The 16572-nt window shown below is 63.1% G+C and carries 12 protein-coding genes; 3 read left to right on the forward strand and 9 right to left on the reverse strand.

What is annotated here, in order from left to right; translation table 11 throughout:
• Window positions 1-4 precede the first annotated feature (4 nt).
• Window positions 5-2422 (forward strand): glucose/quinate/shikimate family membrane-bound PQQ-dependent dehydrogenase, encoded by a 2418-nt coding sequence (locus ACQRBV_RS03615; RefSeq protein ID WP_411985523.1) that lies wholly within the window; start codon window positions 5-7, stop codon window positions 2420-2422.
• Window positions 2423-2500: 78 nt separating this feature from the next.
• On the opposite strand, the gene ACQRBV_RS03620 is transcribed toward ACQRBV_RS03615, so the two are convergent.
• From ACQRBV_RS03620 to ACQRBV_RS03660, 9 genes are all read right to left on the reverse strand, one after another.
• A complete protein-coding gene (locus tag ACQRBV_RS03620; protein ID WP_411985522.1) occupies window positions 2501-4855 on the reverse strand; it encodes a putative bifunctional diguanylate cyclase/phosphodiesterase in 2355 nt (784 codons plus the stop codon).
• Window positions 4856-5062: 207 nt separating this feature from the next.
• Entirely contained in the window at window positions 5063-6238 is a 1176-nt protein-coding gene (locus tag ACQRBV_RS03625) for an ABC transporter substrate-binding protein (protein WP_060754470.1), read from the reverse strand.
• Entirely contained in the window at window positions 6235-7209 is a 975-nt protein-coding gene (locus tag ACQRBV_RS03630; RefSeq protein ID WP_104995613.1) for a CobW family GTP-binding protein, read from the reverse strand. The genes ACQRBV_RS03625 and ACQRBV_RS03630 overlap by 4 nt, the downstream gene beginning before the upstream one ends.
• Window positions 7206-7502, reverse strand: a complete 297-nt coding sequence (locus ACQRBV_RS03635) for a hypothetical protein (protein WP_060754472.1) — start codon at window positions 7500-7502, stop codon at window positions 7206-7208. The genes ACQRBV_RS03630 and ACQRBV_RS03635 overlap by 4 nt, the downstream gene beginning before the upstream one ends.
• A gap of 13 nt (window positions 7503-7515) precedes the next feature.
• Complete coding sequence (locus ACQRBV_RS03640; RefSeq protein ID WP_411985521.1) at window positions 7516-8265, reverse strand: SDR family NAD(P)-dependent oxidoreductase; 750 nt, start codon at window positions 8263-8265, stop codon at window positions 7516-7518.
• Window positions 8266-8308: 43 nt separating this feature from the next.
• The gene (locus ACQRBV_RS03645) at window positions 8309-9070 is read right to left on the reverse strand and encodes an SDR family NAD(P)-dependent oxidoreductase (protein WP_411985520.1); all 762 of its coding nucleotides are present in this window, start codon (window positions 9068-9070) and stop codon (window positions 8309-8311) included.
• 10 nt (window positions 9071-9080) lie between these two features.
• Window positions 9081-10421: an MFS transporter gene (locus ACQRBV_RS03650; protein WP_411985519.1), complete on the reverse strand. Its 1341-nt coding sequence runs from the start codon at window positions 10419-10421 to the stop codon at window positions 9081-9083.
• Window positions 10422-10464: 43 nt separating this feature from the next.
• Window positions 10465-11343 carry a polysaccharide deacetylase family protein gene (locus tag ACQRBV_RS03655; RefSeq protein WP_010212857.1) on the reverse strand — a complete coding sequence of 293 codons (879 nt, stop codon included), beginning with the start codon at window positions 11341-11343 and terminating at the stop codon, window positions 10465-10467.
• Between the two features lie 11 nt (window positions 11344-11354).
• A complete protein-coding gene (locus ACQRBV_RS03660) occupies window positions 11355-12686 on the reverse strand; it encodes an amidase (RefSeq protein WP_411985518.1) in 1332 nt (443 codons plus the stop codon).
• A 337-nt stretch (window positions 12687-13023) separates the two neighbouring features.
• Here ACQRBV_RS03660 and ACQRBV_RS03665 point away from each other — a divergent pair, with 337 nt between their 5' ends.
• Both ACQRBV_RS03665 and lon read left to right on the forward strand, forming a co-directional pair.
• Window positions 13024-14013, forward strand: a complete 990-nt coding sequence (locus ACQRBV_RS03665) for a GntR family transcriptional regulator (protein WP_411985517.1) — start codon at window positions 13024-13026, stop codon at window positions 14011-14013.
• A gap of 118 nt (window positions 14014-14131) precedes the next feature.
• Window positions 14132-16552 (forward strand): endopeptidase La, encoded by a 2421-nt coding sequence (gene lon / locus ACQRBV_RS03670; RefSeq protein ID WP_090366551.1) that lies wholly within the window; start codon window positions 14132-14134, stop codon window positions 16550-16552.
• The last annotated feature ends 20 nt before the right edge of the window (window positions 16553-16572 follow it).

Below are 16572 nucleotides of genomic sequence, written 5' to 3' on the forward strand. Positions count from 1 at the left end.
CACTATGAGCACTGATGGTGCCTCAAGCCCAAGCCGCCTGCTGCCCAGGCTGCTAGGCGTCTTGCTGCTGATCATGGGCCTGGCCTTGCTGGCCGGTGGCGTCAAGCTGAGCATGCTCGGCGGGTCGCTGTACTACCTGCTGGCCGGTATCGGCATCGCCCTGACCGGCGTGTTGCTGCTGGCTACTCGCCGTGCTGCGCTGGGCCTGTACGCACTGGTGCTGTTCGCCAGCACCGTGTGGGCGCTCTGGGAAGTCGGCCTGGACTGGTGGCAATTGGTGCCGCGCCTGGCGCTGTTGTTCGCCTTGGGCATCGTCATGTTGCTCCCGTGGTTCCGTCGCCCGCTGCTGCGCGGCCAAGCGGCGCCGCTGGGCACTGGGGCACTGAGCGTGGCCGTGGTATTGGCCGGTGCAACGGCGCTGGCCAGCCAATTCACCAACCCGGGTGAAATGGTCAAGACCGGCCAACTGGACCGTGACGCCGCACCTGGCATGGCCAGCGCAGCGCCGAGCCAGGCCGACGGTGAATGGAACTCCTATGGCCGTTCGGCCTTCGGTGATCGTTACTCGCCACTGGCCCAGATCACCCCGGAAAACGCGCACAAGCTGGTGCCGGCCTGGACTTACCGTACCGGTGACATCCCCGGCCCTGGCGACCCCGGTGAAACCACCGCGGAAAACACCCCGCTGAAAGTCAATGGCATGCTCTATGTGTGCACCCCGCACAGCCAGGTGATTGCCCTGGACCCGGACACCGGCAAGGAAATCTGGCGTTTCGACCCGAAGCTGAGCACCGAAGGTGCGGCAAACTTCAAGGGTTGGGCGCACATGACCTGCCGTGGCGTGTCGTATCACGATGACGCCGTGTACGCTTCCGAGCAGAGCCCTACCGGCAGCGCGAGCCCAGCGCCGGTCAGCGCCGTATGCCCGAAACGCATTTTCGTGCCGACTGCCGACACCCGCCTGATCGCCCTGAACGCCGACACCGGCAAGATGTGCGAAGACTTCGGTGACAAAGGCCAGGTCGACCTGCGTGCCAACATCGGCAGCTTCGCTCCAGGCGGTTACTACTCCACTTCGCCTCCGGCCGTGACCAAGAACCTGGTCGTGATCGGCGGTCACGTGACCGACAACGTCTCCACCGACGAGCCAAGCGGTGTGATCCGCGCGTTCGACGTACACACCGGCAAGCTGGTGTGGAACTGGGACAGCGGCAACCCGGACGACACCACCCCGTTGGCCGAAGGCAAAACCTACACCCGCAACTCGCCGAACATGTGGTCCATGTTCAGCGTCGATGAAAAGCTCGGCATGTTGTACCTGCCGATGGGCAACCAGATGCCCGACCAGTATGGCGGCGACCGTACCCCGGCCTCTGAGAAATACAGCGCCGGCCTGACCGCACTGGATATCGACACCGGCCACGTGAAGTGGACCTTCCAGTTCACTCACCATGACCTGTGGGACATGGACGTGGGCGGCCAGCCAAGCCTGATCGACATCAAGACCGCCGACGGCGTCAAGCAAGCGGTGATGGCATCGACCAAGCAAGGCAGCATCTACGTGCTGGACCGCAGCAACGGCCAACCGGTAGTGCCGATCAATGAAATCCCTGTACCGCAAGGCGCAGTGGCCGGCGATCACACCTCCCCGACTCAACCGAAGTCCGACCTGAACTTCATGCCACCGCCGCTCAAAGAGCGCGACATGTGGGGTGTGACGCCGTTTGACCAACTGATCTGCCGGATCGATTTCAAGTCGATGCGCTACGACGGCCCATTCACGCCGCCATCGCTGCAAGGCTCGATCGTATACCCCGGTAACTTCGGTGTGTTCGACTGGGGTGGTATCTCCGTCGACCCGGTCCGCCAGATTGCATTCGTGAACCCGAGCTACATGGCGTTCAAATCGAAACTGATCCCGGCTGCCGACATCGCCAAGCAAGGCCCACGCGTCAGCGAAACCGAAGGCGTGCAGCCGAACAAAGGCGCACCGTATGGCGTGATTCTCGAAGCGCTGCTGTCGCCGATGGGCCTGCCGTGCCAGGCTCCGGCCTGGGGTTACGTGGCAGCGGTCGACCTGACCACCCACCAAACCATCTGGATGCATAAAAACGGCACCGTGCGTGACAGCTCGCCGGTTCCGGTCCCACTGACCATGGGCGTGCCAAGCCTGGGTGGTACGTTCACCACCGCCGGTGGCGTAGCGTTCCTCAGCGGTACCCTGGACCAGTACCTGCGTGCCTATGACGTGAAAAACGGCAAGCAACTGTGGGAAGGCCGCCTGCCTGCAGGCGCGCAAACCACACCGATGACCTACACCGGCAAGGACGGCAAGCAATACGTGCTGGTCATGGCCGGCGGTCACGGCTCCCTGGGCACCAAGCAGGGTGACTATGTGATGGCGTTCAAACTGCCGGACTAAGCAATCCCGGTAGCCTGTGAGAGGGGGCTTGCTCCCGATGGCGGTCTTTCAGCTGAATCTTTTTTGGCTGGCACATCGCTATCGGGAGCAAGCCCCCTCCCACATCGGGCCGCAACGCCGCATCCACATCTCGAACGCCATGGCATTCAACGGCCGGCCGATCAGGTAGCCCTGGGCGGTGTCGCACTTCCATTGCTTGAGCAATTTCAGGCTGGGCTCGAATTCCACGCCCTCGGCGACCACCTTGAGCCCCAGGTTGTGGCTCATCTCGATGGTCGAGCGCACGATCACACCGTCACCGGTGGTGCTGTCGAGGTTGCGCACAAACGATTGGTCGATCTTCAATTCCTGCACCGGCAGGCGCTGCAATTGCGCCAGCGACGAATAACCCGTGCCGAAATCATCCACCGACAAGCTGATGCCGCAACCACGCAGCTGTTCCAGCACGCTGAGCGCCTGCTGCGGGTTATGCATGATCGCGCTTTCGGTGATTTCAAAGATCAGCCGCTCGGCCGCCACCTCGTATTGCATCAGCAAGGCGGTGACGCGGATGGCCAGGTCATCATCGGCCAGATCATCCACGGAAATATTCACCGACACCTGCATAGGCAAGCCCCGTTGCCCCCACTCGGCGATTTGCCGCACTGCCTCTTCGATCACCCACAGGGTCAGGGCGCCCATGCTGCCGGTGCGCTCGGCCAAGGGGATGAACTCGCTGGGCGACACCAGGCCCAGAGTCGGATGCTGCCAGCGTAACAGCGCTTCCGCCTGGCGCACGTGGCCCTGGTTGAGGTCGAGCTTGGGCTGGTAGCACAGGAACAATTCGCCCTCGATCACCGCACGGCGCAGATCGCGGATCAGGGTGATCTGGCGCTGGTGGGCCAAGTCGCGGTCCTGCTGGTAGATCTGCAAGTAGCCCGGCGAGGCCGCCGCGTCATGCCGGGCGATGGCGGCGCGGCTGATCAACTCGTCCACCTGCTGGCCGTCGGCGGGGTAAGCGGCGATGCCGATACTGACCTCATGGCGCACTTCGTCATGGCCGATGCGCTGGGGCTCGGTGAGCAGCCCATACAGGTGGTCGGCACGGGCCACGGCGCGGTCGATCTCGGTGTTTTCCAACAGCAGCAGAAACTCGCTGCCGGCAATGCGCGCGGCCGTGTCGCTGGCCAGCAGGCTCATGGACAAGCAGCGGCTGGCTTCGCGCAGCATGTCCTCGACACCTTCAGGGCCGAAGCCTTCGTTGATCACCCGGTAGTTTTCAATGCCGATATATAACAACACCACCGGGCGTCGGGCGCTGATCGCACTGCCCAGGCGCTCCATGGCCAGGGCGCGATTGGGCAGACCGGTGAGCGGGTCGTGCAGGGCATTGTGGGCCAACTGCCGCTCACGCACGGCGATACCGCTTTGCATCGCATTGAAGGCCCGGGCCAGCAAGCCGAACTCGTCGTGGCTGCGAACCCGTACGGCGGTGCGATAGTCACCGGCCCCAATCCGCCCGGCCGCCGCTACCAACGCATCAAGTGGCCGCGATACGCGGCGCGCCAGCAACAGCGCGGCCGCCAGTGCTACCAGCAGCACGGCCAGGGCAATCCCGAGAAATTGCCGGTCCAGCGGCGCAAAGGATTCCAGGGCGTGGTCCAGCGGGCTTTGCAGCAAGACGCGCACCTCATCGCCATCACCGGTATTGGCCAGCGGCAGAACCTGGCTGAGTACACGCTTGCCATGAAACACGCCGACCTGCGCTTCGGGGTTCAAGTGCACGTCACGCAGCCGTTCGATGATGCTGGCCTGGTACTCGTAGGGCTGAGTGGTGAACAGGCGGCCGACCTGGCCGTCCTGCACGCTGAGGAAGGACACCTCCAGGTTGCTCATGGAGCGCAGCTCATTGGCGAACAACGTGTCCATGGGAAAGCCCATGATCACTCGGGCGATGGGCTGCGGGTCGAGGACCACATCCTGCACCAGCAAGTAAGGCTGCCCGTCCATTGCCACGATCAGCATCTGCAGCCCGCTGCGTCGCGCCTGACGCAAGGCATGGTCATAGGGAAACGGCTGACCGCGGGTGAGTATCGGCAAGGTACTGACCATGACCTGCCCCTCCAGGTCCAGCACGAACACCTCGCTGGAACTGATACCGCCGCCATGCCGACGCAACTCGGCCAGGATGGGTTCACTGCGACCGGCGGCCACGGCTTGCATGAACGGGCCATCAGCGGTGAGCCAGTCCAGCCCGGATTGCAACCGACGCCCGCGCAGGTCCAGCAGGCGCTCGAACACTTGGCGGCCGGTTTCCAACTGCACCTCGGCCTGGTTCTCCACGGCGCGAGTGGTGGCGGCCTGTACGGCAAAGTAAGTGGCCGCAACGACCACCAGCAGCAATAGCGCCAACACCCCGGCAATGCGGGTCTGAAAAGTGTGACGCCACTTCATCGCAGTGCCCTCGGGCAGTATTCGCCGCTCTCTGCCAAGCCGTCCCTGTGTCATGCGCCTCCCTGGCGACTGCTGATCTGGCGTCAAAAAAACGTCCATTCTGATCGAATGTTGTGTTTTAGCAGATTAGCTGGGACCTGGGATAAGTACACCCAATAGAAGCTGGAACTTGCTTGTCATTTTATTGGCGACCGAGGACTGTGCGGATTAAGCGCTCCGCGCGCGCATGAAGTCCCCCCAGCGGCGCACCAGGTAGTTGTGCTCATCCATTACCGAATTCCACACCGCGACATGCCCCATGCGCTGTTCATAAGAACCGCCATCGCGCACCTCGCCCACATCGATCAGGGGCAAGCCATCGCTGCCCGGCAATTCTTCCCGCGCAGGCTTGCCGGCATACCAGTAGTCCCATTCGGCGCAGGTCAAATGATCACGGCTGCGCGCCGGGTTACCGATGTAGTAGCCCTGTCGAGCCATCACCGCCCCAGGCCAGCCGGACAGCCACCAATTGAGGTAGGCATAGGCCGCATCCAACACCGGGCCCCGGGCATGACGGGACAGCGACAAGCCGCCGAACCAGGCGCGATAGCCTTCGCGGGGCACGGCCAGGCGGTATTTCACGCCGGCACGGTGCAGGCGCATCAAGGTCGGCGACCACAGGCTCTGGATATCGATACTCGGGCTGAGCATCAATTGCGCCGCCTCTTCATCATCCGACCAGAATGCGGCGAAATGCCCCTCCTTCTGCTTGCGCACCAGGATATCGGCGAGCACATCGATCTCTTCGATGCTCATGTTGCCGATGTCCTTGAACTGCGCCAGCCCTGCGCCCTGCACTGCCAGCGCCGCGTCGAGGGCTCCGATGGCGGCATCGCTTTGCAGCGCGGTGCGCGCACGCCACGCCGGGTCGAGCAGCCAGCCCCAGCTTTCATTGCCGTGGCTGAAACCCTCGGGCAAGCGTTCGGGACGGTAGGCGAAGCTGTCGGCGTTATGGGTCAGCGGCAACATGCTGATGCGCTCGGTCACCGTGCTGCCAAGGCTGCCGTCGTGCTGCACGAACAGGCGCTCGCTCGGCACGCTGCCACTGCCCAGGCGGTCATTGGCCGATAGACGACCGCGCTTGGGCAGGTCGTTGATCTCATGCCACAGCGCAATCCGCCGGGTATCGATGGGCTGGATCGCCCGCGCCGGCCACACGAAGTCGACGTTGTGGAACCACTGGTCGTACAGGTCGTAGCTGTCGGGCTGCATCACCGCGATGCGCTGGGCCTGTTCGACATCGTGCACCTGGTACACCAGGCGAATGCCCAGCTCCTGTTCGGCACGCACCCGCAAGCATTCGAGCAGCGTCACCGAAGTGCCGAGGACACGTAGGGTGATCATGCCGCGAACCGCCGTGAAAACACCTCAAAGGAGTGACGCAACCGCGCCGGGTCGAGCCCACGCAGGATAAAGACCAGGCGCGATTGCCGATCGCTGCCCGGCCACGCAGGCAAATGGACCGGTGCATGCAGGCAGTGCTGCACGCCATGGATGACGATAGGGGCCGAGCTTGCGTTCACGTTGAGCAGTCCTTTGACGCGAAGGATTCGTTCGCCATGGCATCTTAACAGCATCGATAACCAGACCCCGAAACCGACCCAGTCCAGCGGTTGCTCGAACGTCAGGCAACACACCTGCGCCGCACCGTGGGAGGCGGAGGTGGTTTGATGCAACTGCCAGCGATTGACCTCCACAACCGGTTCAGCGCTGCGCAAGCCCTCACCGAGCAGCAATTGGTCGCCGCTGTGAATGTCCTGGGTCGTGAGGATCGGCGTACCGGCGTTGAGTGCCTGCAAATGCGTGCGCAAAGGAGCACAGTCGCCCGCCACGTCGGTTTTGCTCAGCAGCAGCCGATCCGCCGCCGCGACCTGGGCCAGCCATTCGGGGTGCAAGCGCTCCTGCAGCGCGGCGTGGCTGGCGTCCACCAGGGTGACCACCAAGCCAATATGGAAACGCCCGCGCAGTTGCACGTCGTTATTGAGCGTGGCGAGGATCGGCGCCGGGTCAGCCAGGCCGGTGGTTTCCAGGATCACCCGTTTGAACGCGGGGATTTCACCGCGCTCGCGGCGTTGCCACAGGCCGAGCAAGGCGTCTTTCAACTCGCCGCGAATCGAACAGCAGACACAGCCACTGGGCAGCAGCACGGTGTCCGGCGCGACCTCCTCCACCAACAGATGATCAATGCCGACATCGCCGAATTCATTGATCAGCAACGCCGTGTCGCCCAGGCTTTCACCCTGCAGCAGACGCTTGAGCAAGGTGGTTTTGCCGCTGCCGAGGAAGCCGGTGATAACGTTGAGGGCGATACTCATGATGACTCCAGAGACTCCAGCAAGCGTGGATCAAGCGGGTCCAACGGTCGGCCGAGCATGTCTTCAGCCGCCTGCCACAATGCATCCAGGCCACTGGCCAAGGCTTGTTTGCCGGTGGCGCCCAGCAGCAGGTAAGAGGCGCCCTGGAAGTCCTCGACCTTGAGCCGAAACACCGCCAGCACCTGATTGATCGCGGCGATCCGGCGCAGGCGCTCACGGCGCCGGGGCAGTTCATCGCCGAGGGGATCGCTCCAGTGCAGGTCTTCGCCGAGCAAGCCGCAGAGCCCACACATCGCTACACCCCGCTCATGGCATGATGTCGCCGGAGTTCGGGCCCAGGGTCTGGCCGACGAACAAGTTGCCGCCCGGCTCGCTGGCGAGCAGCACGGCGGTAGGTGCCACCTCATCGGCCAAACCGAAGCGCCCCAGAGGCAACTCAGCGGCCTTGGCGCGTTTCCAGGTGTCGCTGATACCGCCCACCAAGGGCGTTTCGATCGGGCCGGGGGCGATGGCGTTGACCAGCACATTGTCCTTGGCCACTTCCAGCGCCAGGGACTTGGTAAAGCCGATCACCCCAGCCTTGGCCGCTGCGTAATGGGTCAATTCGGCGCCGCCCTTGATCCCCAGTTGCGAGGCCACATTGATAATCCGCCCCCAGCGCTGCGCGAGCATATGCGGCAAGGCACGCTGGCTGGCGACGAACACACTGGTGAGGTCGACGCGCAGCATGTCGTTCCACATTTCAAGGGTGAGGTCGACGCAGCGCGCCTGGGTGAGCATGCCGGCGTTGTTCACCAGAATATCGATGCCACCGAAATGCTCGACGCAACGGTCGACACTGGCCTGTGCGCCGTCGACGCAGCCGACATCGGCCAGGCATTCGACGACCTCGGCGCCGAGGTTGCGGCAGGTGATCGCGGTTTCGGCCAGGCTTGCGGCATTGCGGTCGGCCAGCAAGAGGCGCGCACCTTCCGCGGCGTAGGCCCGGGCGATGGCGGCACCGATACCGCTGCCGGCGCCGGTGATCACGGCGCGGCGGTTGGTCAGTTGAGGCATGTCAAATCTCCTGAAGCAAACACAGATCCCATGTGGACAGCTGTCAATCGGGCCAGCGCACGGTCAGGCCGCCGTCGATAATGATGCTTTGCCCAGTCAGGTAACTCGAGGCATCACTGGTCAGGAATTGCACCAGCGCCGCCACTTCATCGGCCCGCCCGACCCGACCCAGCGGGATTGCCCGCGCAGCTTTTGCCAGACCTTCCGGGCCAAGGGAGTTCTGCGCATCCAACGACTGCGGCGTCTCGATCAATCCGGGGATCACCGCATTGCAACGAATTCCCCTGGCCGCCAACTCCACCGCCAGCGAACGGCAAAGCCCCGGTACGCCCGCCTTCGCCGCCGCGTAGTGACTGTGCTCCTGCCAGCCATACACGCCGCCGGCAATCGATGAAATCGCCACCAGTGCGCCGCCCTCGCCCATGTACCGGGCCGCCGCACGAAAGGTACGCATCACGCCGGTCAGGTCGACATTGAGCATCTCGTTCCACAACTCATCGGTCATCTCCAACAGCGGCGCACGGCGCAGCAAGCCGGCATTGGCCACGGCGTAATCCAACCGCCCGAAATGCTCCACGGCCTGCGCCGCGAGCGCGTCCACCGAGGCGCTATCACCTACATCGAGCGGCCACATCACGCACTCGCCGCCCGCCGCTTCCACCCAGCGAACCGTGGTCTGCGGGTCATGTGGATCAGCCGGGTAATACCCGCCCGCCACCGCGACGCCGCTGCGCGCATAGGCCACGGCGAGGGCTTGGCCGATGCCGCTGGCGGCACCGGTGACCAAGGCAACTTTACGCCTCATCGCACACTCCTTATTGAACGGTTTCCGGGCGCACATGGCGCGCGGCAAACATCAGGGCACCGGACAAAAAGCACGGCAGTGCGCCGAACCACAGCGCGGCGGTTTGCCAGTCACTGCCGGCGGACAACACCTGGGTCGCGCCAAACCCGGCGACCACCGCGCCAATCGGCCCCATCGCATGGATGATCGCGCCGCCGGTGGCGCGGATGCTGGTGGGAAAGCTCTCGCTGATAAAGAACAGCGCCGCCGAGTAAGGCCCGATCAGGAAGAACAGCCCCAGGCTGTACAGCCCCACTACCATCGGCATGTTGCTCGGCCCGAACAGCATCCCGGCAAACGACAGCCCACCGAGCATCCAGCCCAGGCCGATGACATTGCGACGGCCGATCTTGTCGCCCATCCAGCCGTGGCTGAGGTAACCGCAGTAACCCACCAGGTTGGACAGCACCAGGATGATCAGCGAGTTCTCAAACGAGATGTGGTGCACGCTGACGATCACCGACGTGCCGAGCACGCTGAACACCTGGATCGCCGCCCAGTTGAGCAACAGCGCGGCGCCGATCACCAAGGTGGCGCGCCGCGCCGGGCCACGGAACGCCGCCTTGAGGCCGGCGTTGCTGTGTTCGTCGTAATCCACGCCGTAGGTCACGGCGACGTTCTGCGCTTCGCTCACTGCGCCGTTTTTACGCAGTTCGCTGATGCGTTGGTGGATCTGGAATTGCGGGCTTTCCTTGAGCTTGCGCGCCAGGATCGCGATCACGACGGCCGGGATCGCGGCGAAGATGAAACAGCCCTGCCAACCAATGACCGGCAGCAACAACGCAGTCAACCCGGCGGCGATCAACGCGCCCACCGGCCAGCCGCCTTGTACCAGGCTGTAGATGAAGCCACGGCGCTTGGTCAGCCGCGGATCTTGCGAGGCGCCGTACAGCTCACTCAGGTAAGTGGCGTTGACGGTTTCCTCGGCATAGCCCAGCCCGCCCAACGAACGGATCAAAATCAATGGCGACTTGCCCCAAGCCCCGCCGATGGCTGTCAACGCCGAACACAGCGCAGACCCGGCCACGGTGAAAATGATGCCTTTGCGCCGCCCCAATTTATCGACGACAGGGCCGATGGCAAAGGCGACGACCGCCGTGCCCACCGCCACCCAAGTCGCAATCTGTGCTTGCTCCACTTCATTCCAGCCGAAATGCCGGCCGATCTCCGGCAGCAAGGTGCCAAACAGAATGAAGTCGTACACCGCAAACACCCAGGCGAAAAACGCGATCCAGGTCGCGAAGCGCACTTCCTGGGACTTCAGTTGCCGGGGTTTCCAGCCAGTCAGGTCAAGCTTGTTGTAGATGGACATGAATCGCGCCTCGGAAAGTGGGGGTCGAACGCATCCTGTAGGGTCAGGTACGCGGTTGGCGGCGGATAAAGTCGTCGGCGATTTCATCGAAGGTGACGAAGCGCACGCCGGCATGGCTCTGGATGTGCTCGATCAAACGCTCAAGCATCAACAACACTTGCGGGCGACCGGACACGTCGGGGTGGATGGTCATGGTGAACACGGCGTGCTCGTGTTCGCGGTAGACCCAGTCGAACTGGTCGCGCCACATTTCTTCCAGGTGGCGCGGGTTGACGAAGCCGTGGCTGTTGGGGGCTTTCTTGATGAACATCATCGGCGGCAGGTCGTCGAGGTACCAGTTGGCCGGGATCTCCACCAGATCGGTTTCTTCGCCGCGCACCAGGGGTTTCATCCAGGTGTCGGGGTGTTGGCTGTAGTCGATCTTGGTCCAGCTGTCGCCCTTGCGCACGTAGTAGGGGTGGAAGTCGTTGTGCATCAGGCTGTGGTCGTACTTGATGCCTTTTTTCAACAGCAACTCGTTGGTGACCTTGCTGAATTCCCACCAGGGTGCGACGTAGCCAGTGGGGCGTTTGCCGGTGACTTGGGTGATCAGTTCGATGGACTTGTCCAGGACGATTTCTTCCTGCTCGGCGGTCATCGCGATGGGGTTTTCATGGCTGTAGCCGTGTACGCCGATTTCATGGCCGGCGTCGGCCACGGCCTTCATCTGCTCGGGAAAGGTTTCCATCGAGTGCCCGGGGATAAACCAGGTGGTGCGCAAACCGTAGCGCTCGAACAATTTGAGCAGGCGCGGCGCACCGACCTCTCCCGCGAACAGGCCACGGGAGATGTCATCCGGCGAATCTTCGCCGCCATAGGAACCGAGCCAGCCGGCGACGGCGTCAACGTCGACGCCAAATGCACAAAGGATGTCTTTAGCCATGGTGTGTCTCCTTAAATAGTCAGTACGGATTCGACGGACAACGCGGCCCGTAACAAGCGTGCGTCTTCGCCCATCGGCGCGCTGAGCAGCAGCCCGGTGGGCAAGCCCTGGGCGTCGCGACCGCTGGGCAGGGTGACGCCGGGCATATCCAGCAAGCTGCCGGGCATGGTCAGGCGCAGGGTGGCGAGGTTGGTCTGCACGAACAGCGCGTCGTCGGCCTCCAGCGGTGCCAGCGCGGGAGCCACATGGGCAACGGTGGGCGTGATCAGGATGGCGCCGTCGAGGTCGTCGCTCAGTTGCTGCTGCAACTGCCGACGTGCATCGAGCAGGTGGATCAGTTGGCTGGCCGGCAACGCGCGCGCAGCTTCGAGGCGGCGGCGTACGCGGGGGTCGAGTTGCTCGGCATCGGCGCTGTCGAGCAAGGCTTGATGCAGGGCGAACGCTTCGAATGAGCCGAGCCAGCCGTGGTCCCGGATCAGGTCCAGCGTGGCCTGAAACGCGATGCACGGGCGCACGCTGATCAACGCCCCTGCGGTTTTCAATTGATCCGTCGAACGCAGCAGGTTATTGCGCACGGCGGGCTCAATGCCGTCCAGTGCGCCCTGCTCCAGTACAAAACGCTGGCCCTTGAGGCTGCGCGGAGTGTGCAACTGCGTACGCCCGTTGAGCAGGTCATCGATGGCAAGCGCGTCGCGCACGCTGCGGGTCAACGGGCCGAGGCTGTCGAGGGTGCGGGCCAGCGGGAACACGCCGTCGCGGCTGTAGCGACGGCTGCTGGCGCGGTAACCCACCAGCCCATTGAAGGCCGCGGGAATGCGGATGGACCCTGCGGTGTCGGTGCCCATGGCGATCGGCACGATCCCGGCGGCGACGGCCACCGCCGAACCTGAAGACGAGCCGCCAGGAATGCGCGGCCGGTCGGTGCCATGGGGATTGTACGGCGTGCCGAAATGCGGGTTCAGGCCCAGGCCGGAATAGGCCAGCTCGCTGAGGTTGGTCTTGCCCACGCTGACCATCCCGGCACGGCACAGCAGCCCCACGCTCGGGGCATCGAGCAAGGCGGCCGGTGCCGTGCGACGGTAGGCGGCGCCGGCGGTGGTGACGCTGCCGGCCACGTCGAACAGATCCTTCCAGGCCAGGGGCACGCCATCGAATACGCTCAAGGGTTGGCCGGCGCGCCAGCGAGCGGCGGCAGCTTCGGCCTCGCGGCGGGCACGTTCGGCGGTCAGGCCGATAAACACGCTGGGGGCCATGCTCGCATGGACCAGCACCTGTTCGAGCACTTCTACCGGATCGCTGCGGCCGCTGGCGAAAGCCTCAGCCATTGAAGTGGCGTCTGACATAGTGACGACTCTCTATAAAACGTACTTATTAATAAAATGTACATTTTACAAAGGCAGATTCCGTGCCAGTCTTAACGGGTGACTTGTGTATGCCAGTCTGGTTTATCTCTAATAGCCACGGGATAGAGGGGCCGGGATCCGATAAAAAACTCAAAGGAGACCGCCGGGACAACCCGCGACTCGAATAATGTATCTTTTATCAATAAGTACATTTTGGTGCAGAAAAGTAACATTCCTGCCGTAACGGCCCCAGAAAAGTGCCTTTGCCGGGGTACAGAGTGACAGGCGCAACTGTGAGAGAATCCCCGGCCACCGTCCTACCTGACCAGAGAACGCGATGAAAGCAGTGTCCGCCTCGGCCTCCCGCTACGCGATGATTCATCAAGTGTTGCGCGACGCGATCGTCAGCGGTACCGCCCGCCATGGGCTGGTCCTGCTGGAAGCGCCACTGGCCGAATTGTTCGGCACCAGTCGCGTACCGGTGCGCAAGGCGCTGGACCTGCTGCACGCCGAAGGCTTGATCTGCCGCTTCAACGGTCGCGGCTACCTGATCAACCCCGAAGGCCTGGCCATGGAGCCCCTGCGCCTGCCCTTGAGCCATGCGCACCTGGGGCTCAATGGCGAAGTGGAGCTGGTGGACACTCGGCCACTGGGCGAGCGCATCGTCGAGGAAATCGGTGCGGCGCTCTCCACGTGCATCGCCTTCGGCCATTACCGCCTGGACGAACAAGCCGCCGCCGACCACTACGGCGTCAGCCGAGCCGTGGTGCGTGAAGCGCTGATGCGCCTGCGCGACCGTGGCTTGGTCGAGAAGGATCCCTACTCGCAATGGCTGGCGGGGCCTTTGACCGCACGCGAAGTTACCGAAGACTACGAACTGCGCGCCTGCCTGGAGCCCGAAGCACTGCGCCAGAGCGCCCCTCACCTTGATCGCGAGCGGCTTGAAACGATGCTGCAGCGCGTGCTGGACGCCCAGGACAACCCCCACTGCAGCCTGGAAGCCATCGAACAGATCGAAGAGGATTTGCACCAGCACTGCCTGGCCGGTCTGCAAAACCGCAAGATTGCCGCGCTGATCCGCCAGGGCCAGAGCCCGATGATCATCAGTCGGATTTTTTACCGTTTACTGGGCATTGGTGCCGACCCTGCGATGTTGGCCGAACACCGGTTGATTCTGGAATTGCTGCTGCACGGCGCGTTTGATGCGGCGGCACTGAACCTGCGTGAACATCTGCAACGCGCACGCCAGCGGATGTTGCAGCGTTTGAAAGTGTTGTCGGTGCTGCCCGAGCAGCCATTGCCCGCGTACCTGCACAAAATCAGCTGACACCATCGGCCGAGTTACCGCAGGAATTTCATGCAATTTGTTGCTAAGTGCTCGCGGCCATTGAAACCACCACGGTCCCGCCCCATCTAACCTGCATACTTACTGATGCAGGTGCCCCATGAGCGACCAGCAAGCATTCCCTGATTACGATATCAACGACTACGCCGACCCCGAAAACGCAGAAACGCCGTCTTCCAACACCGGCCTGGCCCTGCCTGGGCAGAACCTGCCGGACAAGGTCTACATCATCCCGATCCACAACCGCCCGTTCTTCCCGGCGCAAGTGTTGCCGGTGATCGTCAATGAAGAGCCGTGGGCCGAAACCCTGGAGCTGGTGAGCAAATCCGACCACCATTCCCTGGCCCTGTTCTTCATGGACACGCCGCCCGAAGATCCCCGTCACTTCGATACCTCCAGCCTGCCGCTGTACGGCACCCTGGTGAAGGTGCACCACGCCAGCCGCGAGAACGGCAAGCTGCAATTCGTGGCCCAGGGCCTGACCCGTGTGCGCATCAAGACCTGGCTCAAGCACCACCGCCCACCGTACCTGGTGGAAGTCGAATACCCGCATCAGCCCAGCGAGCCGACCGACGAGGTCAAGGCCTATGGCATGGCGCTGATCAATGCGATCAAGGAACTGCTGCCGCTCAACCCGCTGTACAGCGAAGAGTTGAAAAACTACCTCAACCGCTTCAGCCCCAACGACCCGTCACCGCTCACCGACTTCGCCGCCGCGCTGACCTCGGCCACCGGTAATGAGTTGCAGGAAGTGCTGGACTGCGTCCCCATGCTCAAACGCATGGAAAAAGTGCTGCCGATGCTGCGCAAAGAGGTAGAAGTCGCGCGCCTGCAAAAAGAACTTTCAGCCGAAGTGAACCGCAAGATCGGCGAGCACCAGCGCGAGTTCTTCCTCAAGGAACAGCTCAAAGTCATCCAGCAAGAGCTGGGCCTGACCAAGGATGACCGCAGTGCGGACGTCGAGCAGTTCGAGCAGCGCCTGGAGGGCAAAGTGCTGCCGACCCAGGCACAGAAACGCATCAGCGAAGAAATGAACAAGCTGTCGATCCTGGAAACCGGCTCGCCCGAATACGCGGTCACGCGCAACTATCTGGACTGGGCGACCTCGGTGCCGTGGGGCGTGTATGGCGAGGACAAGCTCGACCTCAAACATGCACGCAAGGTGCTGGACAAGCACCACGCCGGCCTGGATGACATCAAGAGCCGCATCCTCGAATTTCTCGCGGTGGGTGCCTATAAAGGCGAGGTCGCCGGCTCCATCGTGCTGCTGGTGGGCCCGCCGGGCGTGGGCAAGACCAGCGTGGGTAAATCCATCGCCGAGTCCCTGGGTCGGCCGTTCTACCGTTTCAGCGTCGGCGGCATGCGCGACGAAGCCGAGATCAAGGGCCACCGCCGTACCTACATCGGCGCCCTGCCGGGCAAGCTGGTGCAGGCACTGAAAGATGTGGAAGTGATGAACCCGGTGATCATGCTCGACGAGATCGACAAGATGGGCCAGAGCTTCCAGGGCGATCCGGCTTCGGCCCTGCTGGAAACCCTCGACCCGGAACAGAACGTCGAATTTCTCGACCACTACCTGGACCTGCGCCTGGACCTGTCCAAGGTGCTGTTCGTGTGCACCGCCAACACCCTGGACTCGATCCCCGGCCCATTGCTGGACCGGATGGAAGTGATCCGCCTGTCGGGCTATATCACCGAAGAAAAAGTCGCCATCGCCAAGCGCCACCTGTGGCCCAAGCAGTTGGAAAAGGCCGGCGTGGCGAAAACCAGCCTGACCATCAGCGACGGCGCCCTGCGCGCGTTGATCGACGGTTATGCGCGAGAGGCCGGGGTGCGCCAGTTGGAGAAGCAATTGGGCAAGCTGGTGCGCAAGGCGGTGGTCAAGCTGCTGGATGAGCCGGACTCGGTGATCAAGATCGGCAACAAGGACCTGGAAAGTGCCTTGGGTATGCCGGTGTTCCGTAACGAGCAAGTGCTGTCCGGCACCGGCGTAATCACGGGGCTGGCCTGGACCAGCATGGGCGGCGCGACCCTGCCGATCGAGGCGACGCGCATTCACACGCTCAATCGCGGTTTCAAGCTCACCGGGCAGTTGGGCGAAGTGATGAAGGAGTCCGCCGAAATCGCCTACAGCTACATCAGTTCGAACCTGAAGTCGTTTGGCGGTGACCCGAAGTTCTTCGACGAAGCCTTCGTGCACCTGCACGTACCGGAAGGCGCCACGCCGAAAGATGGTCCCAGTGCGGGCGTGACGATGGCCAGTGCACTGCTGTCGCTGGCGCGTAACCAGCCGCCGAAAAAAGGCGTGGCCATGACCGGTGAACTGACGTTGACCGGGCACGTGCTGCCGATTGGCGGGGTGCGCGAGAAGGTGATAGCGGCGAGGCGCCAGAAGATTCATGAGCTGATCTTGCCGGAGCCCAATCGCGGGAGCTTTGAAGAGCTGCCGGAGTATTTGAAGGAAGGCATGACGGTGCACTTTGCCAAGCGCTTCGCAGACGTGGCCAAAGTCCTCTTCTGACCCCGTAGTGAGCGGGCTTG

The organism is Pseudomonas sp. R11F, assembly GCF_050312575.1.
GTDB classification, from domain to species: Bacteria; Pseudomonadota; Gammaproteobacteria; order Pseudomonadales; family Pseudomonadaceae; genus Aquipseudomonas; species Aquipseudomonas palleroniana.

What these genes read in the sequence shown, in the direction of transcription:
- ACQRBV_RS03615 (WP_411985523.1), top strand. Translation starts at nt 5, where the DNA reads ATGAGCACTGATGGTGCCTCAAGCCCAAGCCGCCTGCTGCCCAGGCTG.
- ACQRBV_RS03620 (WP_411985522.1), bottom strand. Translation starts at nt 4,855, where the DNA reads ATGAAGTGGCGTCACACTTTTCAGACCCGCATTGCCGGGGTGTTGGCG.
- ACQRBV_RS03625 (WP_060754470.1), bottom strand. Translation starts at nt 6,238, where the DNA reads ATGATCACCCTACGTGTCCTCGGCACTTCGGTGACGCTGCTCGAATGC.
- ACQRBV_RS03630 (WP_104995613.1), bottom strand. Translation starts at nt 7,209, where the DNA reads ATGAGTATCGCCCTCAACGTTATCACCGGCTTCCTCGGCAGCGGCAAA.
- ACQRBV_RS03635 (WP_060754472.1), bottom strand. Translation starts at nt 7,502, where the DNA reads ATGTGTGGGCTCTGCGGCTTGCTCGGCGAAGACCTGCACTGGAGCGAT.
- ACQRBV_RS03640 (WP_411985521.1), bottom strand. Translation starts at nt 8,265, where the DNA reads ATGCCTCAACTGACCAACCGCCGCGCCGTGATCACCGGCGCCGGCAGC.
- ACQRBV_RS03645 (WP_411985520.1), bottom strand. Translation starts at nt 9,070, where the DNA reads ATGAGGCGTAAAGTTGCCTTGGTCACCGGTGCCGCCAGCGGCATCGGC.
- ACQRBV_RS03650 (WP_411985519.1), bottom strand. Translation starts at nt 10,421, where the DNA reads ATGTCCATCTACAACAAGCTTGACCTGACTGGCTGGAAACCCCGGCAA.
- ACQRBV_RS03655 (WP_010212857.1), bottom strand. Translation starts at nt 11,343, where the DNA reads ATGGCTAAAGACATCCTTTGTGCATTTGGCGTCGACGTTGACGCCGTC.
- ACQRBV_RS03660 (WP_411985518.1), bottom strand. Translation starts at nt 12,686, where the DNA reads ATGTCAGACGCCACTTCAATGGCTGAGGCTTTCGCCAGCGGCCGCAGC.
- ACQRBV_RS03665 (WP_411985517.1), top strand. Translation starts at nt 13,024, where the DNA reads ATGAAAGCAGTGTCCGCCTCGGCCTCCCGCTACGCGATGATTCATCAA.
- lon (WP_090366551.1), top strand. Translation starts at nt 14,132, where the DNA reads ATGAGCGACCAGCAAGCATTCCCTGATTACGATATCAACGACTACGCC.